Source organism: Fervidobacterium gondwanense DSM 13020, from assembly GCF_900143265.1.
Taxonomy (GTDB): domain Bacteria; phylum Thermotogota; class Thermotogae; order Thermotogales; family Fervidobacteriaceae; genus Fervidobacterium; species Fervidobacterium gondwanense.
Genome location: NZ_FRDJ01000007.1, coordinates 70,707 through 91,872, shown reverse-complemented (window position 1 = coordinate 91,872; position 21,166 = coordinate 70,707). Strand labels below are relative to the sequence as shown.

Below are 21,166 nucleotides of genomic sequence, written 5' to 3'. Positions count from 1 at the left end.
TAAGCGGTCCCCATTCAAATGGGGACCGCATCAGAAAGTAAAAACAGGTAAGTATTTCTCAATTATTTCTTAGCTTTGCTAAGGTCGTCGAATACCTTAGAAGTTGGAATACCAAGTCCGCCTTCTTCGGTTGTTCCTAACCATTTTGGAACTGGTTGAGGACTCTTAACAGAGGAGATCCCGAATAGTGTTGGTAGCGCATCTGCATGCCATGGTGCTGGTCTAAACCAGTACGGATTATCTTCACTTGGCCAGTTTCTCCAATACTTTGTCAAATAATTGTACCAGTGAGCTGTGTAGAATGCAGGTATGCTTGGCATATCTTTATAGATCATTTCTTGCAGTCTGAAATAAGCGTTCTTCCTGACGTTCGAATCGAGAGAGGAAACTGCACTGTCCAATAGTTTTACTACTTCGTCGTTGTCGTATCTCTGCCAGTCTCCTGCCCATGTAACCTCGCCAACTGGTGCAGAAAGCCTCTTATCAAGTGCGAATCTGTAAATGTTGAATGGGTGATCAAAGCTTGGTCCAACGCTCCAAGAGATTATTATATCAAACGTTCCCTTTGTCATTCTATCTGCCCAGACGGAGAAATCTGGGAATTCAGTTCTAACTTCAATACCTACCTTTTTCAGGCTGAGTGCTATCATTTCACACATCATCATCCAATCAGACCAACCGTAAGGAACTGATATCGTGTAAGAAAGCTTCTTGCCATCCGGTGTTACCCTTATGCCATCTTTTCCTAATTTGTAACCTGCTTCGTCGAGTATCTTGTTTGCCTTTTCAATATCGTATGGAATTCTACCATCGCTTGTTCCAAAAGTCTTCTTCGCAAGATCATAGTTTATGTATTGCCTATTTGGTTTGAACAAATCAATGACAAACGAAGGATGTGCCTGACTGCCGTAGCCGAAGTATGCCTTTTCGAGCATATCTTCATATGGTATAGCATAAGCGATAGCCTTTCTAACTGCTGGATCAGAAAGTCCAGGTTTTGTGTTATTTAAGTAGACAAAACCAACACCGTCTGGTAGGAAGTATGGTTTCGATTTATACCATGTTCCAATTGGGAGATTCTTCTTTTGCCACATTTCCCAGATGTTTGGTATGAACAATCCAGCCCAGTCTACATCTCCTCTTTCAATAGCCAAACTTGCACTTGGATTATCTTTGTAAATTACATGTGCAATGTATTTTGGCCTTGGCAGTCCAAAAATACCCTTACCCCACCAATCTTCAACCCTCTGATAGACAACAATATCAGGTGCGTAGAAGTAGAGCTTGTAAGGTCCAGAGACAACTTGCTCAGATGGTTTGTCGTTTATCCAGTCTTGTATGTTTATCTTCTTTGCTTCGAGAGCCGTATAAACGTGCTTTGGCATTGGTTGAGCTCCAAGAGCGTATGACAAGAACTGGAAGTAGTTCAGTGGCTTTGTCTTTGCCTTGAATTCAACAACTTTTGTTCCAAGGCGTGTTATTGAGTCTATGTAGTTCTCCCAGCCTGCTCCTGGTCCAATACCAAGTTTCTTTGTAAGTTCAAAAGCGTAAACAAAATCATCTGCTGTTATCTGCCTTCCATCGCTCCACTTTGCTTCAGGCCTTATGTAGATCCTCAGTGTTGTACTGTTGACAAATTCGTACTTTTCTGCAATGAGAGGAATCCAAGCATCTCTTCCAAGGTCGTACTGAAAAGCCGGTATGTACATAAATTGGTCAGTACCCCATGTTGACTGTGGCGCATAGAGGTTCCATGTCGTTGCTGGTCCCCATAGAGCACCAGCAATGTAAACTGTTTCCTCACGCGGGAAAGACACCGCTGCAAACGTTAAAGAGAGAACAAATAACAAAACCAAGAACGTACCTAACTTCCTCATACTCACACCTCCTGATAGTAAAGTTGGGTAGTCATCAATCAAAAGACCTCAAAAAATCCTCGAGAACTAAAACATTTGCACCAACAAGCGAGGGCGGAACTTCTTTGAAAACAGTATCGCGTATGTTCACATCAAAAATCTTATCTGCTCCAATAATTTGATTCAATCGATCATTTATCTCTGATGAAAACGTTTCATATATATCGTTTATTAGTCCGCCAAAAACAATGACATCGGGATTCAAAAGATAACCCATATTCCTTACGGTTAAAGCCAGTTGGTGAATAAAATCATCTACTACGTGTTTAACACCAGGGTACCCTTCATACCACAGTTTTTTCATGTATTCAAACTTATCTTTCAGCGATGCGTTTCGATGAAAGGTAGGACTTTCTATTCTGTCTAAAATTTTTGATAATGAAAGTAATTTCTCGAGCTCAGTATTGCTAACACTCAACTCCACATGTCCAATTTCGCCTGCTATAGAATTCTTTCCCCTAACAATATCACCGTTTACAGCGATAGAGCCGCCTATACCTTCACCAAAGTACAGGAAAAACGCAACCTTAGATTCTCTGACATCATTTGAGAAAAACAATTCGGCAAGCAAAGAAAGGTTTGCATCATTCTCGGCAAGTACCTCTAAACCCATCTCTTTAAATTCCCTTTGAAGATTCAAATCTTTCCAGTCTAAATTAGGAGCACAGATTAGGAGCTTTCTCTTATAGTCAACCATTCCAGGTAGAGAGAAAACAACTTTCGTAATATTGCTATTGATTCTGTAATTCTTTTGAATTCTATAAAACGTGTCAAGCACAATTCTCTTAAACTCTCCAAAATTGTCGGGTGTTAAAAAGTTTTCCACAATTCTCCAAGACCCATCAAGAAAACCGACAGCTACAATTGTTTCCTTGACTTCCACGTTGTATATCACCGATGTTATGAAAGAAGTTGTAGGGGCATAGACTAAAGATTTCCTACCTCTGCCAGACGAAGTATTCTTAACCTCAATAAGGTTCTCGGATTCAAGCTCACCCATTAATCTCCAGATTGCACTTAAAGCAAGTCCAGTTTTATGAGCTATTTCGCTCCTCGTGGCATGCCCTTTCTCCATTAGGTACCTCATTACCATCTTTTTGTTCTTTCTTTTCATAGATACGGGATTAAGCTTCTTGTTTACCATATGCTCCCCCTACAGAATTAATTCTTTCTCAGAAAAAATCACTTATATTATATAAGACAAAGGCGGATAAAAGAAACACTATGATACTGAATATATTTGAAGCAATAATGACTTACAAGAGAATTATTTATTATTCTAAGTGAGAAAGAAATATTCTATTGTTATTCAAATGTTTAATGAAACTTGTTTCAATTTTCAAAGCATACAAATTAGGAAGATGCATTTTTCACTCTTATGTAGAAAAAGATGGAAAACTCATCTTTTTATTGGAATTATGATGAATGACGAATTTCTCTTCTGTGTTCTAATATATACTATAGGGCTTGTGTGGTCCGAATTTAATGCTGTACACTTCAGCGAATTGAGAAAAGTTCAGAAAATAAACAAAAAGGCACAGCTAAGCTGTGCCAGATTGTTATAATTATCATATATTTTGTCGTTGCCTTGCCATACTTCCTATACTTTCCCTAACTTCATACTGAATATTCCCGTAGCAAGAATGATAGCCGTTTCAAATCTTAGGATCTTTTTTCCAAGACATATGCTTTTAAACTTTTTTTTCAATATTGAAAGCTCTTTTTGGGAGAATCCTCCTTCAGGTCCTGCAATTAATCCAATGTTCTTTGAAATCCTTTTCGGGATCTTTCTACCTTTGAAATCTAAAATATACGTACTCTCCGGTGCTAAGGAGAAAATATCAAGAAATTCGACAGGTTTAATTACTGGAAAATGATATCTCACGCATTGTTTAGAAGCCTCTCTTACAATCAGTTCCAGCTTTTCAATTTTATCATCGTAATGCCTTGATGCACGATCATTGTTAAAGACGTATATCTCGTCTACCCCGAGTTCTACAGCCTTTTCAATGGTCCATCTGAGTCGTTCCCAACGTCCAGATGGTGCAAATAAGACAAGTCTTCCTTCCGTATTTGGAACAAAATCATAGCTGATAACTGTTCCATAAGCCGAATTTCTGTCTATTTTTTTCACTACAACTTTATACTTACCACCATTACCGTCAGTTGCCTCAATAACTTCCCCCTCTTTAACACGAGTGACTTTCATGTGTGTTACCTCGTGCTCATCGAAATGAACAACATCTTCCTTTGGCATACAATAGAATAGATTTGGCAATTTACACTCCCCCAAAAATACCGCCCTTGCACAACTTCGTAATTTAAAGGCAGGTACAAGGGCGGTAGTGATTTATATATGTTCTAAAAAGTCAACAATTTTAAAGGCAGGACGAAATAATTCGAAATTACCAGTGGAGAAGCTCCTTCTCAGTGTCCTTATCGAATATGTTCATAGTTGTCATGTCGAAGACGAGATCAATTTTTTGTCCTTCCTTAGCTTGGCTCTTTGCATTAACTCTTGCTACAAGTCTATCATCGCCGGCCACTACGTGAAGTAATGTTTCACTGCCAAGCGGTTCAACAACATCGACAGTAACTTCCGCCGTGTTTTCAGGTTTCGGAGCGATTGCAAACATCTTATCGTATATGTTTTCAGGCCTGATTCCGAAGACTATATCTTTGTCAATATAATTTGCTAACTTGTCTTCATATTCTGCAGGTACTTTCAGTTTTAGACCACTTGTTTTAACCCAGAGCCCACCTTCCCCTCTTATGATCTTTCCATTGAGGAAGTTCATAGAAGGACTTCCAATAAAACCGGCAACAAAAATGTTAGCTGGTCTGTTGTAAACTTCATACGGACTTCCTATCTGTTGGATAACACCGTCTTTCATGATTACAATTTTGTCAGCCATTGTCATAGCTTCGACCTGGTCGTGTGTAACGTAAACAATTGTTGCCTCAAGCCTCATGTGCAATTTCTTGAGTTCAGCCCTCATCTGCACACGAAGCTTAGCGTCAAGGTTGGATAGTGGTTCATCAAACAAGAATACCTTTGGGTTTCTAACAATTGCCCTACCGACAGCAACTCTTTGCCTTTGACCACCTGAAAGTTGTCTTGGCTTTCTATCAAGAAGGTGTTCAATTTCCAAAATTCTCGCTGCTTCTCTTACACGTTTTTCGATCTCATCTTTTGGTACTTTTCTGAGCTTCAAACCAAATGCCATGTTTTCGTAAACAGTCATATGTGGATACAACGCATAGTTCTGGAAAACGAAAGCGATATCTCTATCTTTCGGTTCAACATCATTGACTATGCGATTATCAATCTTTATAGTACCCTTAGTTATTTCTTCAAGACCAGCTATCATTCTGAGTGTTGTTGTTTTACCACAGCCTGATGGTCCAAGCAGAACCACGAATTCTTTGTCCTCAACCGTGAAGTTTGCATCTTTTACAGCTTCAACCTTACCTTCGTAAATCTTCCATACGTGTTCGAGCAAAACCTGTGCCATACTTACTCACCCTCCTCATCAGTTTCAGATTCAAAAATTTCCTCCAATTTTAAATCTTTGAAAAGCGAAGGATCACCTAAATCCAACAAATACAAATCCCACACCCTTTCCATAAATTCCATGATCTTTTTGTATTTATCAAAAGAGATTACAACCGATGTGGGTTTGCCATTCTTCGTAACAATAATATCAAAATTCAAGGAATCATCAACAACTTTCGAAAACTTTGCCTTAGCCTCAGCCAACGAGAGAAATTCTTGCTTAGTTCTCATATCTGTTTACCTCCTGACTATAATTATAGTCAAAAAAAGACAAGTATGGTTGCAGGTAGTAAAAAGTTACATAAATGTTACCAATAAGAAATATCGCTGAGGAGGAAGAGGAGTAAAATTATGATAGAAATTTGACTGAACGGTCAATAAATTTCCAAAGATATAAAGATACTCAAGGAGGGATAAGATTATGGCAGTTGGTGGATTAAAGGGTTTGGTTTATCATCAAGCTGGTAAGATGATTTCATCTGTGATGAGAAAGGCTGATACGCAAACGTTTGCGAAACTCCTTTTCACAGTTTCGGCACTGAGCAAGGAACCGGCAAAGAGCGGGCTTAAAAAGCTCGGCCTTATGGCACAAGAAGGACATCCAATGATTAAAAAGTGGATCGAGATATTCCAAAAGTCCTCTCCAAAATCCGTTGAAAAGATAATCAACAACCTTATAATCAACGAATTTGCAATCGGTGAACCAACGAGGCAAAAGATAATGCACGAAGAAAAAGTCGTTCTTCCGAAACTCGGTGTTATAAGTCCAACTTATGCTTGCAACTTGAACTGTATAGGATGTTACGCTGGTCTCTACGGTAGAAAGTACGAACTAACGAAAGACGAGGTTAGGAACATTCTTAAGCAAGGCGAAGAGCTCGGTATTTATTTCTGGGTAATCACCGGTGGTGAGCCTTTCTACTGGCCACATCTAATGGAAATTTTAGAAGAATTCAATGAACACTACTTCATGATTTACTCAAACGGTATCCTTATCAATGAAGAAAAGGCCAAGAAACTGTCTGAGCTTGGAAACGCAACGATTTCAATCTCCGTCGAAGGATTCGAGTCAGAAACGGACTGGAGGAGAGGACACGGTGTCTTCAAGGCAATACAGAACACTTGGGAAAGATTGAGAAGGTACGGTATACCTTTCGGTGCAAGTGTTACAGCAACGCGTGTCAACCACGATATAATCATGAAAGATGAATTCTGGAACTTCCTGGAAGAAAACGGCGTAAGTTACGTCTGGATTTACCAGTTCATGCCAGTTGGACAAGACCCAGTAATGGATCTTGTCCCAACTCCAAAGCAGAGATACGAAAGGTTCTTTAAGACAGAGCAGATGAGGCTGAGCGGTAGGTTTGCATTCGTTGCGGACTTTTGGAATCACGGCTTCTTAACTCATGGTTGTCTGTCTGCCGGAGCAAAGTATTTCCATGTCAACGCAAAAGGTTACGTTGAACCATGTGTTTTCCAGCAATTTGCTGTTGATAGCATAAGAGAGAAATCACTGCTAGAAATATTCAAATCTCCGTTCTTCGAATCATACAAGAGAGCGATTCCATTCTCGAATAACCTATTCAGACCATGCCCAATTATCGACAACCCAAAGGTGTTTAGAGCAATGGTTAAGAACTTCAATGCAATACCGCAGCACGAAGGTTCTGAAAAGACAATTACTGAATTAGCGCCAGAACTTGACAAGTTGGCAGCAGAGTGGAAAGAATACGCAGACAAATTATGGTATGAATATGGTTACGTTGAAAGGTATCCAGTAAACCGCGGAATTTATAATTACGAAACAAGAATGAAGCGATACATGAACAAAGAAGAGGCACTTAAAGTTGACAAAAAACTGTCCCTGTGATTATAAGATATGATGGCATAGCAAGCATTTGGGGGCGCTCAAATTGGCTAACAAGTCAAGCGAAACGCGGGAGAAGATACTTTCTGCTGCAAGGAAATTATTTTCAGAAAAAGGTTACGACGGAGTAAGTATGGAGGACATTGCGCAAGCCTCGGGCGTGCGCAAGTCCCTTATTTATTATTACTTTCCAAGTAAGGATGTTCTTTTCGAGGAAGTTTGGGTAAGTGTTATTGACGAGTTAGAGACAGAACTATTTTCCGAAGCAGAAAATGAAGGTAGCATTCTGAAAGTTATTAAGAAACTAATAAAGAAATACGTTGAGTTTGCCCTTAACAAGCAGCAGCTTAGTAAATTGATTGCTCGAGAGCGAATGCACGTACTTGAAAATGAGAGCAATTTTGCAAACGCACATAAGAGATATATCAGTCTGTTGAGTAGGCTTGAAAAGATTTTCGAAAGGGGTAAAAACGAAGGGGTTTTAAATAACATTGACCCGTCAACAGCAACTGAAATAATTTCGACTGTTGATTCAATTCCAAGAAAAAGTTTGTTAAAAAGTGTAGAAGAGTTTTTGGTAAGAGTTATTTTAAAGGAGAAGCCGGAACAGTCAGCACATCAATAAATTTTCTCAAGAGGTGCATGAACAGTGAACTCTTCAAAAAAGAAGGCTTTTTATTTTGTACTCTTAATGGGGCTTGTGAGTTTATTCAGCGACATCACTTACGAAGGAGCAAGGAGCCTTGTAGGACCTTACCTTGGATTGCTTGGTGCATCAGCAGTAGTAGTTAGTGCCGTGGCTGGTCTTGGTGAGCTGTTGGGATACACGCTGAGATACCTAACAGGAAAGCTTGTTGACAAAACGAGGAAATATTGGTTTTTTGCGATATTAGGTTACTCTGTCAACTTACTTGTAATACCCACGCTTGCACTTACAAAACACTGGACTTTAGCGGCACTACTCATCGTGTTAGAACGTATTGGAAAGGCTTTAAGAAAGCCGGCAAAAGATACAATAACCTCATTTGCTGGCAGTCAGCTCGGATACGGAACTACCTTTGCTTTAGAGGAATTTCTTGACCAAATTGGAGCTACTATTGGTCCATTGATAATGAGTATAACGATAGCACAAAATATAAAACTTGGAACTATTGACTCTTACAGAAAAGCATTCTCATTTCTCGCGTTTCCTGCGTTAATAACAATCGGTATTATATTCATAGCAAGAGTTCTGGTTCCAGAGCCTGAGAAAATGGAAAAGGAATCGGTTTCTTCCAAAAGCAGTCAAATTAAATTTGACAAGGCGTTCTATGCGTATTTAATCGCAATATCACTTATCGCTTTTGGCTTTGCCGACTTTGCCCTGATTGGTTATCATGTTCAGAAGTTTGGTATATTGTCCCCAGCTCTGATACCAACAGCCTATATGATTGCGATGATAATTGATGCGTTTGCAGCACTCATATTCGGCAGACTGTTTGATAAGTTCGGTATAAATATATTGGCATTATCGACATTTATCGCGGCGTTTTATTCTATATTTGCGTTTTCGCAAACCTCGGCAAACGTGTTTATCGGTGCAGCTCTTTGGGGCATTGGAATGGGAGCGCAGGAATCCATAATGAAAGCTACGATTGCAAAGTTAGTTAGCAAAGAAGTGCGCGGTACAGCATACGGTTTCTTCAACGCGATATTCGGCATTGCTTGGTTTGTTGGTAGTGCATTCTTAGGATTAATGTACTCGCTTGACATTAGGTATTTGATAGCTTTGTCTGTTGCAACGCAAGTTTCTGCGGTAGTTGTAATCTTCTATATAAGCAAAATTAAAAAATAGCAAGATTAAATTGAAAGAACAAGGGGTGCGTTATGCACCCCTTTATTATTAGCTATTAATTTTTCTTACTTTCTTTTCGTAATTCCTTGCTTTTTGTCTAATCTTCTTTTGTACTCAGAATATGTCTTTTGGCTGTCTTTTAGGAATTTCTGGAGCTTTCTTTCAAAATCTTCTTTCTTTGCTTCTGCTTCATTTTCCTTCGTTTCTTCTTTCAGTGAAAGTTCCCACTTGCCATCTCTGCCTTTTCCTATGATCTTTGCTTCTACCTCTTGTCCAACCTTAAGAAAATCTTCGACTTTCTGGACGTACTGATTAGAAATCTTTGATATGTGTATGAACCCCTTTTCTCCGTTTTCAAGCTCGACGTTTGCTCCGAATTTGAGTACTTCTATTACCTTGCCTTTTACTACTTGACCAACTTCCATAAAATATAACCCTCCTGAAAGATAAGATTGGAGTACACGTTTTTAAAATTATCAATACTTACCTTCGAACTTCTTCTTAAACTTCTGCACGCGTCCTTCGGTATCTACGATCAGGCTTGCACCTCCACTTCCTTTGTAGAGTGGATGGCAGTTAGAACAGACATCAACTTTAAGCTGTTCCTTAGTTGTCCAAATCTTGTGCTCAGCACCACAAGCACACCTAACGTTTAGAAGCCTCAGTTCTGGGTGAATACCCTTTTTCAACTCACTCACCTCTCCTACATGATTTTTGCCTGATTAAATTCACGTTATATAATACCACTTTTCCTTTGATTTTTCAAGTATTATATTTTTATGTCCTTGAAATTCTCTTGAATTGTATTCAAGAGAGCTATTGTTTGTTTGACATTTGAGAACACATTGTTTATTTCATCAAAGAACCTCTGAATAGAAGCACTTATTTCCTCAGCTGTTGCGGAACTTTCTTCTGATATTGCGAGCAAGTTTTGTATACTCGTTGTTATGCTCTCCAGTTTGTCTGTTTCCCTGTTCAAGGTCGAAACGAGCAAGTTCAGTTGTTCGCTTATTTGAGAAATAATCTCACTTGATTCTTTACTCTCTTCTGCACTTCTAATTAGTGTTTGAGATTGTTCTTTCAATTCTTCATAGCCTTTAATAATACTTGAGCTTAATTTATCAATCCCACCAGAGACACTTCCAAGGAATTGTGAAATCTTCACAGCTGAAGCCTTGCTTTCTTCCGCAAGTTTTCTGATTTCGTCTGCTACAACTGCAAATCCTCTTCCTGCCTCACCACTTCTTGCAGCCTCTATAGCTGCATTCAATGCCAACAAATTAGTTTGTTCTGCAATGCTCATAACTGTTTTCGCTATGTCCATTATTGCACTTGCCTGATTTCTTAGCTGTTGGCTCTCATTGGCTATGCTCTCGAAATCATCACTCATGCTTCTCATGCCGTTAGCAGACTGTTCAACACTACTTGCCGCAGCCCTTATCTTTTGAACGGCAAGATTGAGATCACTGATGATTTGATTTTGTTGATTAATTGTCTTTGAAATAGTTTCCACGTTCGATGTAACAGCATCTGAAATTCTTTCGGCATCATTACTTATCTGTACCGCAGTGTCTGCTACTTGGGTTGACAATTCCTTCATAGTATCTATTTGTTCTTGGACTACGTTAGCCGAATCTATTGTTTTCTTAGAGAATGCCATTATTTCTTCCATATCGCCTTGTAGACCTATAAGAAATTCTCTGAATTCATATGCAGCTTCATTAAATGATTGGGAAATATCTTCAAAATTCTTTTCTCCATATACGTTAACGGTGTTGTTGAAATCCTTTTGTTTCAAGATCTCATTCTTATCTTTAAGCGCTGTAAACCCAGTTTTGAAGTCTCTGAGTCCAAAATACACAGCAGCTAAAGCAGCTCCCGCTGTTAAAACTGACCCGAAAAGCGGACCAAAAAAGTTTGTGAACAAGTAAGACGCGATAAATGTAAAAATCGGGAAAACTATCGTGTAGGTTGATATAAAACTTCTTGAAAGGCCGAACGAAAATAACCTGAACGTGCGGAGTTTAACGGTTCTTCCGTATGGTTTTGTCGAATGAAGTTTAACTTCTATATATGAACCAGAAGGTGACGAACCTTGATCGAGTATCTCAATCTTCAGCGGGTCATTGAAAAACTCGGAAGCTCCTTTTAATAAACCTAAGAAATAAGATCTGAAATCTCTGTGCGATTGATATCTGACTATTGCTGTATTCTGGTCGATATAGTTAAAAATAATCCTTGGAGGCTTAGCGCCAGATATCCTTCTTGTCAAAGCTCTGTGCACACTATCCATTGCGCTCATAAATGACATACAGTTGTTCTTTTTGAAATAACTTGGATACGCATCGTGGAAAGAGCGTATGTTGTTGTAGCCTGTTTCCTCCCACAATTGCTCGTAAGTCTTTCCAACTTTTTGCGCCAATCTTTTCGAGAACTCCATCACAAGTTCATCTGAGACATCGTTTATTGGGATTAGGAGTTTTGTTTTGTCGAGTTTAAATTCCTCTATAAGAGATTCAACGATACTCTCACCATACAATTTCTTCCACGTCTTCAGCCAAATATTCATTACAAAACTTTTCATATTCATCCCCCTTTCCAAACGATTCTTGTATATTATACCACATTATACAAATTTCAATCAAGGAACAATAGTAATTTGCAAATTCATCTTCTTGATTCTTTCATCTTATACATTAAATCATCTACAACTCTTATAGTTTTCTCAAGATTAAATTGATATTGTACGATTCCGTAAGAAAATTTTGGATGGAGAATATGGGATAAATAAAACTCTTTAGATATTTTTTCAAATATTTCTTGTGCTTTATTAACAGGGCAACTTCTCAGAACTACTAAGAATTCGTCTCCTCCCATTCGCACGACCATATCGTTTGATCTTATATTCCTCTTTATAGTACTTACAAGCAACTTGAGGATTTCATCTCCAGTGTCATGACCGTGCTTGTCGTTTATTTCCTTAAACCTATCCATATCAATATATACGAAAGCATCATCTGGACTGAACACTATCCCACTTAATGCGCCTCTGTTGTAAGCATTAGTAAGTGGGTCAGTAATGCTCTTTATATGTGACATCGTTATTTGAACAACCATTTGCTTATATTCCTGAACCAGAGTATAGGCAAAACCAGCAAACATTGAAGCTATACCAAATCCCGAAAGTAGCTTAGTTCCCGTTGAGAAGAACATAGAAATTCCATCGTGTAAAACCGCATAAATGAAAAACATTATGAAACCCATCAAAACTCTTGAATACATCTTCAATGATTTAAAGAACAGATAAACTGCGTTGGCTAAAAGTAGCAATGCAACATTATTTGAAATTTCCTTGAGCAAATAATTCGAAGGTGAAAATAGCAAAGAAGCAGCACCGATGAAATTTGTCGCCACCATAACTTTACCAGTCTTAGAAAGAGAGCTTGATACTTCTTTGTCGATTGCATATAGCAACGCGGCAAAACCGAGGTATCCTGAAGCAACAAAGATCTTTCTCAGTATAAGAAAAGTGGTAACAGAACCCATCGTTGGAAATGCAAATAAATCAAATAGCCACACGGTTGCGAAAAAGCTTGCAATTGCTAAATGTCTGTAAATCTCCTTTTTGTTATTAGATAGGTTCATTGCGATGGAATATAAGATAACCGATAACGTGAGAGCTAGACCTGTAGCAATGGGAAGAGCTAAGCTTGTCAAAAAGTACAACACAGCATACTTCGATTTCTGTGTTTCATTTATAATAGTAACTGGGAAGTCGATGCCAATCTCATAAACACCAGAAATTAGAAATTCTATGTTGGAATCCACTGCAATTTTTTCAGGAAGCTTGAAGATAAAGGGTTGATACCACACATGTGCCGTACGTTCATTTTCAAATCCAAAACTTCCAATGATTTGTCCGTCAAGATAAACAGCAAAATAAGATGTGTCAATTTGAGGTATGTAAATATAAAGTGGTTGGTTAGTATTATTCTTGAGCTTCTTACTATCTAAAATAGCTCTTAATCTTACGGTTGAGGGTTTCTTGATAACCCTGTAAAACCTACCATCGACTATTTCACTTTGGAAAACTTGATTGCTATCCCTAAGAACTTGCCACTGTTCTATTAGGATTCCATCTGCTGCTATAGACCATCTAAAAAGTAACAATAGGGAAAGAAAAAAAGCTAAAGAGTATGAACTGCTCTTCATATAATAAGAAAAATAACCTCTCAAAGAAAATCCCCCATCATCTACGCTTCAGATTAATATCCAATTCTATCAAGCAAGATTATACCAGATAAAATTGCTACGGCAAAGTTCGAGTAGCAATATTCTGCCTCAAAAACTGAAATCTACTTAAAAATACAAACCTATCTGTATCGAAATGCCAGAAACGTCTCCAAAATAGTATGAGTAGCCAATACTTCCATAAACGCCAGATTTTGGATTGAAATCATAAGTGATCATTCCACCTACAAAAAGTCCAAAGAGATAAGCAACAGGTTCGTAAGTATCCATGTCCACAAGTCCTACCATACTTAAACCACCATTGGCCATCGTAGAAATACGTCCCATAGTAAGTATGTTCATCCCAACGCCTAAGTTTAAATAGACCGGTGTGTAACTCCAAATGGAGCCCAAGAATGTTCCAAGACCTATGTGTAACGGGACAGGTATGTCTTCTGTTCCACCCCATCCTGATATCCCCAAACCAAACATTCCAGAAAAGTAACTCACTCCAATTCCGGCTCTAATTGGTAGCATCGGATATTCGGTTGCAACATCGTACTCTCTGGGCATTTCTCCATACATGAGCTGTGTGACTACGGTTCCGTCATTTTTGTTGAATCCAACAACTTTCACATAGCCAACACCACTTTCTGTCTCGATCTCAAACACATAACCTGATTTTATGAGTTTTCTATCAACTCCAGCCAATATTACCGTATTGCCCTGGATTGCCTGTACATATGCTTCCAGTTTGAATATCTGCCTTAATTCGTACCAAATATCTGTCGCTGTGCTCTTAAGTGCCTCCGTAATAGCCTTTTGACTACTTTCTTTTGAGGAACCTCCCGAATCGAGTGTCTTTGAAGCTAATAAGCTTCCGTCCTCAATGTTGTAAAGCTTTATGGTGTATCTTGAAACTGCGATGTAAGCGTTTGATTTACTACTCCAAGATGAAGACAGTTCAGTAAGTGTTAAAAGTAATGCGTACTTTGAACCACCGAGTTTTCCAATTTCTACCGCTTCGGAGACTCCGAATTCACTGAGGTTTCTCTCTTTCATTATCTGTTGCAAATCACCCCTCGGAAAGAGCTGGAATCTTCCGAGTTCAAGAGCTTGCTCTTCAAGTATTGAGAGTAAATAGTCAACCTCGTCCATGTTCCATCCCTGGCCTATTTTCCCCGGTAATATAACAAGCTTGACCTTTTCAGTGATTGTGACTCCACCTGCGGTGAAAAACATTGAAGCAAGTAAAAACAGGAATACAAAAATTACTAATTTTCTTCCAAACGCTCGGCTGTTCATAGATACACCTCCTCGAAATATAGTGAAGAATAGAGAATATGACCGCACAATACTTCTCTGTATACAATATTAGACCTTCTCTGTTTACAGATAGTTCAAATCATGTGGTAAAATATTCAAAATGAAAAAGGAGGTCGAAAAGGAATGTGCAGAATGGCAGCATTTTCCTCTAATGAATACGTTGAAGTTGGAAAGATAATAATCAACGTTTCTGAAATGGCAAAGAGTGGTAAGAGTGCACCACATGATGATGGGTACGGTTTTGTTCTATTCACAAAAGAACGCAAGCTGGAATATAAATCAGTAGTTGCTATCTTCGAAGATGATTTCTGGAAAAGTGTAGTTGAAGGCTTTAAAGCTTCAGCGGGAATAGTTCACGCCCGTAAGGCTTCCGAAAATTTGGATAAGACAAAATTACAGCTCCATCCATTTCACATAAGCGGTAAATATCTGGCTCACAATGGTACTGTGTACAATGCGAATATAGAAAATGATTTTCGAAGCGATACATATGACTTTTTTCTTAATATATTCTCTTTTGATAATTTCGAAGCATTAATTGATAATGTTAGAAGATATGTAACCAACCACAAGTATAGCGGTTTGAATTTTCTACTTTATGATGAGATAGAAGATAGTCTTTACGTAGGTTGTATATATTCAAGATCTCCGGACTATTTCACTTTATATTACGATCAAAACGAAGCTGGTTTTGTTGTTTACTCTGAGAATGTGAATGGCGACCTAACACCGATGGAAAATGGCGAGATACTTAAGGTAAGTAATGGCAAGGTAACCCAAAAAGGGAGGGTATTTTAGTCATGGAACTATTAGAAAGAACAGAAATAAAGGAACTGATTAGCAAAATTGGAAAAACGTATGGAACCCCACTTTACGTGTATTTTGAAGAAGTGATTAGGAAGAGAGCAAGACTGGTAAAGAGTGTTTTCGAGGGTGTAAATCTCTTGCCGACTTTTGCATGCAAGTCAAACAACAATCCGAATTTGATCAGAATACTGTATGAAGAAGGATTCGGAACTGATATAGTAACCGTCGGTGAATATTATGCTTCGAAAAAGGCTGGTATACCAGATGAAATGATCGTTTGGAACGGGAACGGAAAGTCAAGAGAGGATATGAACGTGCTTTCTAACATTCGATATGTTAATATAGACTCGTTCGAAGAATACGAACAGTGGATGGCGTTCAAAAGGCAATACGAAAGTGTACCGGAGTTTTTCTTGAGAGTGAATCCAAACGTTGATGCGAAAACGCATCCTCATATCTCAACTGGTCTGAAAAAGAATAAATTTGGAATAAATATCGATGATGTGAGCAGAATTCTCGAAAAACCAAACCACAACATCGTAGGTCTGCACACACATATCGGCTCACAGATAACATCAATAGAACCATTTGAAGAGGCAATCTCCCAAGTGGTTGAACTTTCAAAAAGGTACAATTTGCGCAAGATAAACATTGGTGGTGGATGGGGAATTAATTACAATGGCTCTGAATTAGATATTTTTGAATACAAAAAGAGACTTATCCCACTTCTAAAGGATTTTGAGAAAGTGATAATGGAAATTGGAAGATACATTATCGCACCCGCTGGTATTCTTCTGCTTCAAGTAGAGTATGTGAAGAGAACACAAGAAAAGACATTTGTTGTCGTAAACGGCGGTATGAATGCGTTGATTAGACCAACACTCTATGATGCATTCCATAAAATCATGGTTTTAAATCCGACTAACGAGAAAAATGTAGTAGACATCGTGGGACCGCTTTGTGAGTCAGGAGATGTCATAGCTGTGCAAAGGGAAATAGAAATACCAGAAGTTGGAAGTTTACTGTTAGTAGAAAATGCTGGAGCGTATGGTTACTCGATGTCAAGTAACTATAACTCAACTTTGAAACCCGCAGAGGTACTGATCACTTCAAATGGTGAAGCAAAGCTCATAAGAAGAAGAGAGACGTATGATGACCTATTCAGGACAATCGTATAGAAACAACTTCAAGTAGTTTAATCTTGAAAAATTTTTTGAAATACCCTATTGACAACTCCCGGAATGTATGGCAAAATATTGCTCGGTCAGTGACGAAAACTGACTCAACAAAAAGACGGGGACGTGGTGCAGCCTGGTTAGCACGCCGGTCTGTCACACCGGTGGCCGCGAGTTCAAATCTCGTCGTCCCCGCCAACAAACGGGACCTTAATGGTCCCGTTTTTCTTTATGATTCCAATGAATTCAATGGCCAAACAAGAAAATCGAAGGGGGTAGACGTGATGAGAGTTGAGCTTTATAACTGGCGCTATGAAAGTCTTGCCGAACAATTGTCTAAAGAAATGAAGAAAAGATACTTTGATGTATTTATTGCCCGCTCAAAGGAAGAATTACTTGAGACGGTAAAGAGTATAATTCCTGAGGGTGCTTCTGTTTCTAATGGTGGTTCTTTGACTTTAGCAGAAACCGGAGTCTTGAATTTATTGCGTAGTGGAAACTATGTATATTATGATAGAGCTTCAGCGCAAACTATACAAGAAAGAAAAGAAATTGAATTAAAGTCTTTCACCGTTGATTATTATCTTTCCAGTGCAAACGCCATAACAAATGACGGAAAGCTTGTATTTTTGGATGGAAATGGTAACAGAGTCGCAGCAGTTTTGTATGGTCCAAGAAATGTTGTGATTATTGCAAGTGTTAATAAGGTTGTTGAGGATGTTGAAAATGCACGTCGAAGACTACAGTTTATATCGCCTATGAATTCCAAGAGATTGAACTTGGAGACTCCATGTATAAAGACCGGCTACTGCGTAGATTGTAGCAACAAGCAAAGAATTTGCAACTACTTTGTGGTAGTGGAAACGTCGGCTCGACAACCTGGGCGAATAAAAGTTGTACTCACAACATTCGAAAGTGGTTTATAGACTGAAGAACGATGTTCGCTATTCAATAATTACCTTTGTGAAACGATATCAATTATTCCTTGATTAATGAAAGGAAAAGTGATATAATTGTGAAAGATATAACATGCATTATGATTATTAAAGAAAAGCAGGGGTGAAACGGGATGAAAATACCAAAACCGACGGTGAAACGTCTCGGACTTTACTATCGTTGCTTATCAAGATATAAAGAAGAAGGTGTTAACTTTGTTTCTTCGCAGGACATTGCAGAAAGATTGAATATAAAGCCAAGTCAAGTACGTAAAGACCTGTCGTATTTCGGTAACTTTGGCAAACGCGGACTTGGTTATAGCGTTAACAAGCTTCTTGGTGAGATAGCGTTTATAATAGGCGTCAACAAAGAGTGGAATGTTGCAATAATAGGTGCCGGAAATCTGGGAAGTGCGCTGGCGAATTATCCGGGGCTTTTAAAACATAAGTTCAATGTTGTTGCTATATTCGATAACGATAGAGAGAAAGTTGGGAAGAAAATAGGTGGTATAACTGTAACGCACATAAGCGATCTCAAAGAGATGGTTCAGGAGAAGAACATAGAAATTGCTGTTATAGCAGTTCCGGAGAGCGCTGCTCAGTATGTGGCGGAACAGGTTGAAGATTCGGGAGTTAAGGGTATTGTCAATTTTTCACCTATTAAACTGAGAGTGAATATACCTGTTGAAGATGTGGATATAACTTTATCATTTGAAACATTAGCCTATACTATAATAATGGGAGATAATGCATTTATTTTGGAAGACGATGAATGATTCAAGATATCCAAAAATAAGACCCCCTTGCAAGTTTCTTCAAAACTGCAAGGGGGTTTATCTTATTTCAACTTAGCTGCATTTACTCCATCCACATTTTCTACAACTTGTACATCCTTCCTGTTTGATAATGCTGTTCTTTGAGAGACAAGATGGACAGTAGGTATTACCGTCTGCATCTATGTAGTATCCCTCACTCCACTGCAGACCATTTGCAGTTACAAATTTCTCTATTTCTTCGGCAGTCTTTGCAGTTCCATCTATGGTAAATGTATCAAAGCCTTCTGCAGGGGTCTCTCCCCACAGATCTACAAAGTCGTCAACCGCATTCTTAATCTCTTTTGCCAAAGCTGGTGTATAGCTACCTTTTACCTTCCGCAGTTGCTCCAAAATTTCCTCGGCGGAGACTCCGGCACGCAGAGCTATTGAGCTGAGCCTACCAATTGCTTCTGCAAGTTCCGTACCATTAGATAGGAATATTTCAACAGCCTCTCCGTTATCATCGAAACTAACTGTTATGTATGTTGTACCAGTATCGGATTTGAACTTTCTTGTAACGCTTCTTAGCGTTTCCTTTCTTGGCTTCGGTCTCAATTTATGTTTATCATCAAGAACGAAGAATTGAACCTTTGGTGCGTCTTTCGTCTTCAAATTCTTTGCTGAAGTAAGTACCTGTGTTTGCAACGAACCATCTCTATAGATCGTGAGACCTCTGATATTTAATTTCATTGCTTCAAGGTAAATGTTGAGTACGTCTTCTTCAGTTGCGCTGTTCGGCATATTAATTGTCTTGGAGATATTATTATCAACATATCTTTGGAACGCGTCTTGCATGAGCAAGTGATCCATTGGTGCTATATCCATCGCTGTAACGAAAACTCTTTTAATATTTTCTGGAACTTCCTCAAAGCCTTTTAAGGAACCGCTTTCTACAAGTCTTTCCTTAATCTTCTCAAGAATTTCGGGTTTGAGCTTGGATTCAAGAACCTTGTTCACGTAGAACAACGCTTCTTTTCCACCATCATGTTTATTCATGTACCTTACGTAAGCCAAAAGGAAATTCGGTTCCAGACCACTGCTTGTGTCTGCAATGTTAGAAATTGAACCTGTTGGGGCTATCGTAAGAACTGCCACATTTCTCTTACCATGCTTTGACTCAGCAAGAACTTGTTTCAATTCATCATCAAATTTACTCATTCCCATAGCAAACGGTGCAAAATTGTCCTCTCTGTAATACCTACTCTTTTCAAATGCGGGGAAGTTACCCTTCTCTTGTGCTAATCTGTTTGACTCCGAATGTCCATGAATGGCCATATATGCAGTCATATCAGCTGCAAATTGTCTTCCTTCTGGCGAATCGTAAGGTATATCAAGCAAATACAACAAATCTGCAAATCCCATTATTCCAAGTCCGATTCTTCTGCTATCTGCTACAGCTTTTGCAATTTTCTCAAGTGGGAATACATTGACGTCTATAACATTGTCCAAGAACCTAACAGCTAAGCGTGTAGCTTCGCCGAAAGCTTCCCAGTTGAATTCTCCGTCCTTAAAAAACTTAGCGACGTCAATAGAACCAAGGTTACAAGCTTCGTAAGGTGCAAGCCCAATTTCACCGCACGGGTTCGTACTTTCAATTGCCATCTCTGGGTACATGGCATAATACTTATTCATCTCGCCGAGGAATGCGAGTCCTGGATCGCCTGTTTTCCAAGCATTTTTGGCCATCTTATTTATCAGCTCTCGAACTTTAATCTTTTTTGATTCTTTACACTTTGGATGTCGTAGTTCAATTTCTCCGTCTTCCATGTACAATTTCAACAGTTCTTGCCTATCCATTGGAATGCCAACTGAGATATTGAAGAACTTAAGCACCTTTTCCCCGTCGTTTCCCTCTTTTGCGGTTATGAACTCTTCTATATCAGGATGATCTATATTGAGTATTCCCATTAACGCACCGCGTCTTCTGTAACCTTGTTCAACAACGCCAACTGCTGAGTTGAACACATGCATAAAAGATACAGGACCACTTGCCTGACCGTGCGTACCAGCCACAAAGCTTCCTTTTGGTCTCAACCTGGAAAAATTACTTCCGATACCTCCACCAGCCTTGGTTATAAGTGCATATTCTTTAACTGCTTCGAATATTCCTTCAATACTGTCTTCAACTGGAACTACAAAACAAGCTGATAACATGTGGAGATGGTTCCTTGACTTGTAAATTTCCCAATAATCTTCCAAAGTCATCTGTTCTATTGGTTTCCACAACAGTTCATGTCTAACACCCATACCGGCATTGAAAAGAGTAGGACTATTTGGTATGAAAATCCTCGAGACTAAGAAATTGTAGAACAATTCTTCCCATGCTTTGACTTCATCTAACTGCTCAACTTCTGCCTTCTCCTTAAGTTTTGGGTTATTAACCAATTCTGAAGTTGCGATAATGCGAGCAACTCTGCGACATACGTGTTCCCATCGTGTTTCCAAGTACTCGCCTTCCGGTGTCTTAAGAAAGTATCTTTCACTCAATATTTTGTATGCATTCTTCGAAGGCTCAACATCCTTCCAATAATCGATGAACTTCGATAAAGCTGAGTACATAAATATCCCTCCCGGATAAATCATGATTTCTAAAGATTCTCCTGCGTGAAAGATTATACCACATATTGTGTGTCCTAATCAATAGTATACAATAAATTGTAACGAAGAACGGGAGAGATTTTGCCATACATATGGTTTTATTTAAG

18 protein-coding genes and 1 tRNA gene are annotated in these 21,166 nt (G+C 38.8%); 8 read left to right on the top strand and 11 right to left on the bottom strand.

The features are described 5' to 3' along the window. Positions 1-62: 62 nt before the first annotated feature. From BUA11_RS07080 to BUA11_RS07060, 5 genes are all read right to left on the bottom strand, one after another. A complete protein-coding gene (locus BUA11_RS07080; protein WP_072759864.1) occupies positions 63-1,877 on the bottom strand; it encodes an ABC transporter substrate-binding protein in 1,815 nt (604 codons plus the stop codon). 34 nt (positions 1,878-1,911) lie between these two features. Next, positions 1,912-3,060: an ROK family transcriptional regulator gene (locus BUA11_RS07075; protein WP_072759861.1), complete on the bottom strand. Its 1,149-nt coding sequence runs from the start codon at positions 3,058-3,060 to the stop codon at positions 1,912-1,914. Positions 3,061-3,516: 456 nt separating this feature from the next. Beyond that, on the bottom strand, positions 3,517-4,194 hold the full coding sequence (locus BUA11_RS07070) for a 16S rRNA (uracil(1498)-N(3))-methyltransferase (RefSeq protein WP_072759858.1): 678 nt from the start codon (positions 4,192-4,194) through the stop codon (positions 3,517-3,519). A gap of 127 nt (positions 4,195-4,321) precedes the next feature. Continuing rightward, entirely contained in the window at positions 4,322-5,431 is a 1,110-nt protein-coding gene (locus BUA11_RS07065) for an ABC transporter ATP-binding protein (RefSeq protein ID WP_072759856.1), read from the bottom strand. A 2-nt stretch (positions 5,432-5,433) separates the two neighbouring features. Continuing rightward, entirely contained in the window at positions 5,434-5,703 is a 270-nt protein-coding gene (locus BUA11_RS07060) for a type II toxin-antitoxin system Phd/YefM family antitoxin (RefSeq protein ID WP_072759854.1), read from the bottom strand. A 190-nt stretch (positions 5,704-5,893) separates the two neighbouring features. Between BUA11_RS07060 and BUA11_RS07055 the strand changes: the two genes are divergently transcribed. Genes BUA11_RS07055 through BUA11_RS07045 form a run of 3 tightly spaced genes read left to right on the top strand, consistent with a single transcriptional unit; the run spans position 5,894 to position 9,173 of the window. After that, a complete protein-coding gene (locus BUA11_RS07055) occupies positions 5,894-7,342 on the top strand; it encodes a radical SAM/SPASM domain-containing protein (protein WP_072759852.1) in 1,449 nt (482 codons plus the stop codon). A 43-nt stretch (positions 7,343-7,385) separates the two neighbouring features. Beyond that, on the top strand, positions 7,386-7,964 hold the full coding sequence (locus tag BUA11_RS07050) for a TetR/AcrR family transcriptional regulator (protein WP_072759849.1): 579 nt from the start codon (positions 7,386-7,388) through the stop codon (positions 7,962-7,964). Between the two features lie 24 nt (positions 7,965-7,988). Then, complete coding sequence (locus BUA11_RS07045) at positions 7,989-9,173, top strand: MFS transporter (protein WP_245789612.1); 1,185 nt, start codon at positions 7,989-7,991, stop codon at positions 9,171-9,173. 65 nt (positions 9,174-9,238) lie between these two features. On the opposite strand, the gene BUA11_RS07040 is transcribed toward BUA11_RS07045, so the two are convergent. The 5 genes from BUA11_RS07040 to BUA11_RS07020 all read right to left on the bottom strand — a co-directional run bounded on the left by BUA11_RS07040 (position 9,239) and on the right by BUA11_RS07020 (position 14,708). After that, positions 9,239-9,598 (bottom strand): S1 RNA-binding domain-containing protein, encoded by a 360-nt coding sequence (locus tag BUA11_RS07040; protein WP_072759847.1) that lies wholly within the window; start codon positions 9,596-9,598, stop codon positions 9,239-9,241. A 51-nt stretch (positions 9,599-9,649) separates the two neighbouring features. Continuing rightward, positions 9,650-9,862, bottom strand: coding sequence for a 50S ribosomal protein L31 (gene rpmE, locus BUA11_RS07035; RefSeq protein ID WP_072759845.1), 213 nt, complete (start codon positions 9,860-9,862; stop codon positions 9,650-9,652). Between the two features lie 80 nt (positions 9,863-9,942). After that, complete coding sequence (locus tag BUA11_RS07030; RefSeq protein ID WP_072759843.1) at positions 9,943-11,757, bottom strand: heme NO-binding domain-containing protein; 1,815 nt, start codon at positions 11,755-11,757, stop codon at positions 9,943-9,945. Between the two features lie 83 nt (positions 11,758-11,840). Continuing rightward, entirely contained in the window at positions 11,841-13,409 is a 1,569-nt protein-coding gene (locus tag BUA11_RS07025) for a sensor domain-containing diguanylate cyclase (RefSeq protein WP_072759841.1), read from the bottom strand. Between the two features lie 123 nt (positions 13,410-13,532). Continuing rightward, positions 13,533-14,708 carry a hypothetical protein gene (locus BUA11_RS07020; protein ID WP_072759839.1) on the bottom strand — a complete coding sequence of 392 codons (1,176 nt, stop codon included), beginning with the start codon at positions 14,706-14,708 and terminating at the stop codon, positions 13,533-13,535. A gap of 144 nt (positions 14,709-14,852) precedes the next feature. Here BUA11_RS07020 and BUA11_RS07015 point away from each other — a divergent pair, with 144 nt between their 5' ends. The 5 genes from BUA11_RS07015 (at position 14,853) to BUA11_RS06995 (ending at position 18,422) form a co-directional block, all read left to right on the top strand. After that, entirely contained in the window at positions 14,853-15,527 is a 675-nt protein-coding gene (locus BUA11_RS07015; RefSeq protein ID WP_072759837.1) for a class II glutamine amidotransferase, read from the top strand. Between the two features lie 2 nt (positions 15,528-15,529). Then, entirely contained in the window at positions 15,530-16,714 is a 1,185-nt protein-coding gene (lysA, locus tag BUA11_RS07010; RefSeq protein WP_072759835.1) for a diaminopimelate decarboxylase, read from the top strand. A gap of 117 nt (positions 16,715-16,831) precedes the next feature. Next, a tRNA-Asp gene (locus BUA11_RS07005) sits at positions 16,832-16,909 on the top strand. Between the two features lie 86 nt (positions 16,910-16,995). Then, positions 16,996-17,637, top strand: a complete 642-nt coding sequence (locus BUA11_RS07000) for a lactate utilization protein (RefSeq protein WP_072759833.1) — start codon at positions 16,996-16,998, stop codon at positions 17,635-17,637. 143 nt (positions 17,638-17,780) lie between these two features. Then, the gene (locus tag BUA11_RS06995) at positions 17,781-18,422 is read left to right on the top strand and encodes a redox-sensing transcriptional repressor Rex (protein WP_072759831.1); all 642 of its coding nucleotides are present in this window, start codon (positions 17,781-17,783) and stop codon (positions 18,420-18,422) included. A 72-nt stretch (positions 18,423-18,494) separates the two neighbouring features. Here BUA11_RS06995 and BUA11_RS06990 read toward each other — a convergent pair whose 3' ends face one another. Further along, entirely contained in the window at positions 18,495-21,020 is a 2,526-nt protein-coding gene (locus BUA11_RS06990; protein WP_072759829.1) for an adenosylcobalamin-dependent ribonucleoside-diphosphate reductase, read from the bottom strand. Positions 21,021-21,166: the final 146 nt, after the last annotated feature.

What these genes read in the sequence shown, in the direction of transcription:
- BUA11_RS07080 (WP_072759864.1), bottom strand. Translation starts at nt 1,877, where the DNA reads ATGAGGAAGTTAGGTACGTTCTTGGTTTTGTTATTTGTTCTCTCTTTA.
- BUA11_RS07075 (WP_072759861.1), bottom strand. Translation starts at nt 3,060, where the DNA reads ATGGTAAACAAGAAGCTTAATCCCGTATCTATGAAAAGAAAGAACAAA.
- BUA11_RS07065 (WP_072759856.1), bottom strand. Translation starts at nt 5,431, where the DNA reads ATGGCACAGGTTTTGCTCGAACACGTATGGAAGATTTACGAAGGTAAG.
- BUA11_RS07060 (WP_072759854.1), bottom strand. Translation starts at nt 5,703, where the DNA reads ATGAGAACTAAGCAAGAATTTCTCTCGTTGGCTGAGGCTAAGGCAAAG.
- BUA11_RS07055 (WP_072759852.1), top strand. Translation starts at nt 5,894, where the DNA reads ATGGCAGTTGGTGGATTAAAGGGTTTGGTTTATCATCAAGCTGGTAAG.
- BUA11_RS07040 (WP_072759847.1), bottom strand. Translation starts at nt 9,598, where the DNA reads ATGGAAGTTGGTCAAGTAGTAAAAGGCAAGGTAATAGAAGTACTCAAA.
- BUA11_RS07030 (WP_072759843.1), bottom strand. Translation starts at nt 11,757, where the DNA reads ATGAAAAGTTTTGTAATGAATATTTGGCTGAAGACGTGGAAGAAATTG.
- BUA11_RS07020 (WP_072759839.1), bottom strand. Translation starts at nt 14,708, where the DNA reads ATGAACAGCCGAGCGTTTGGAAGAAAATTAGTAATTTTTGTATTCCTG.
- BUA11_RS07015 (WP_072759837.1), top strand. Translation starts at nt 14,853, where the DNA reads ATGTGCAGAATGGCAGCATTTTCCTCTAATGAATACGTTGAAGTTGGA.
- lysA (WP_072759835.1), top strand. Translation starts at nt 15,530, where the DNA reads ATGGAACTATTAGAAAGAACAGAAATAAAGGAACTGATTAGCAAAATT.
- BUA11_RS07000 (WP_072759833.1), top strand. Translation starts at nt 16,996, where the DNA reads ATGAGAGTTGAGCTTTATAACTGGCGCTATGAAAGTCTTGCCGAACAA.
- BUA11_RS06995 (WP_072759831.1), top strand. Translation starts at nt 17,781, where the DNA reads ATGAAAATACCAAAACCGACGGTGAAACGTCTCGGACTTTACTATCGT.
- BUA11_RS06990 (WP_072759829.1), bottom strand. Translation starts at nt 21,020, where the DNA reads ATGTACTCAGCTTTATCGAAGTTCATCGATTATTGGAAGGATGTTGAG.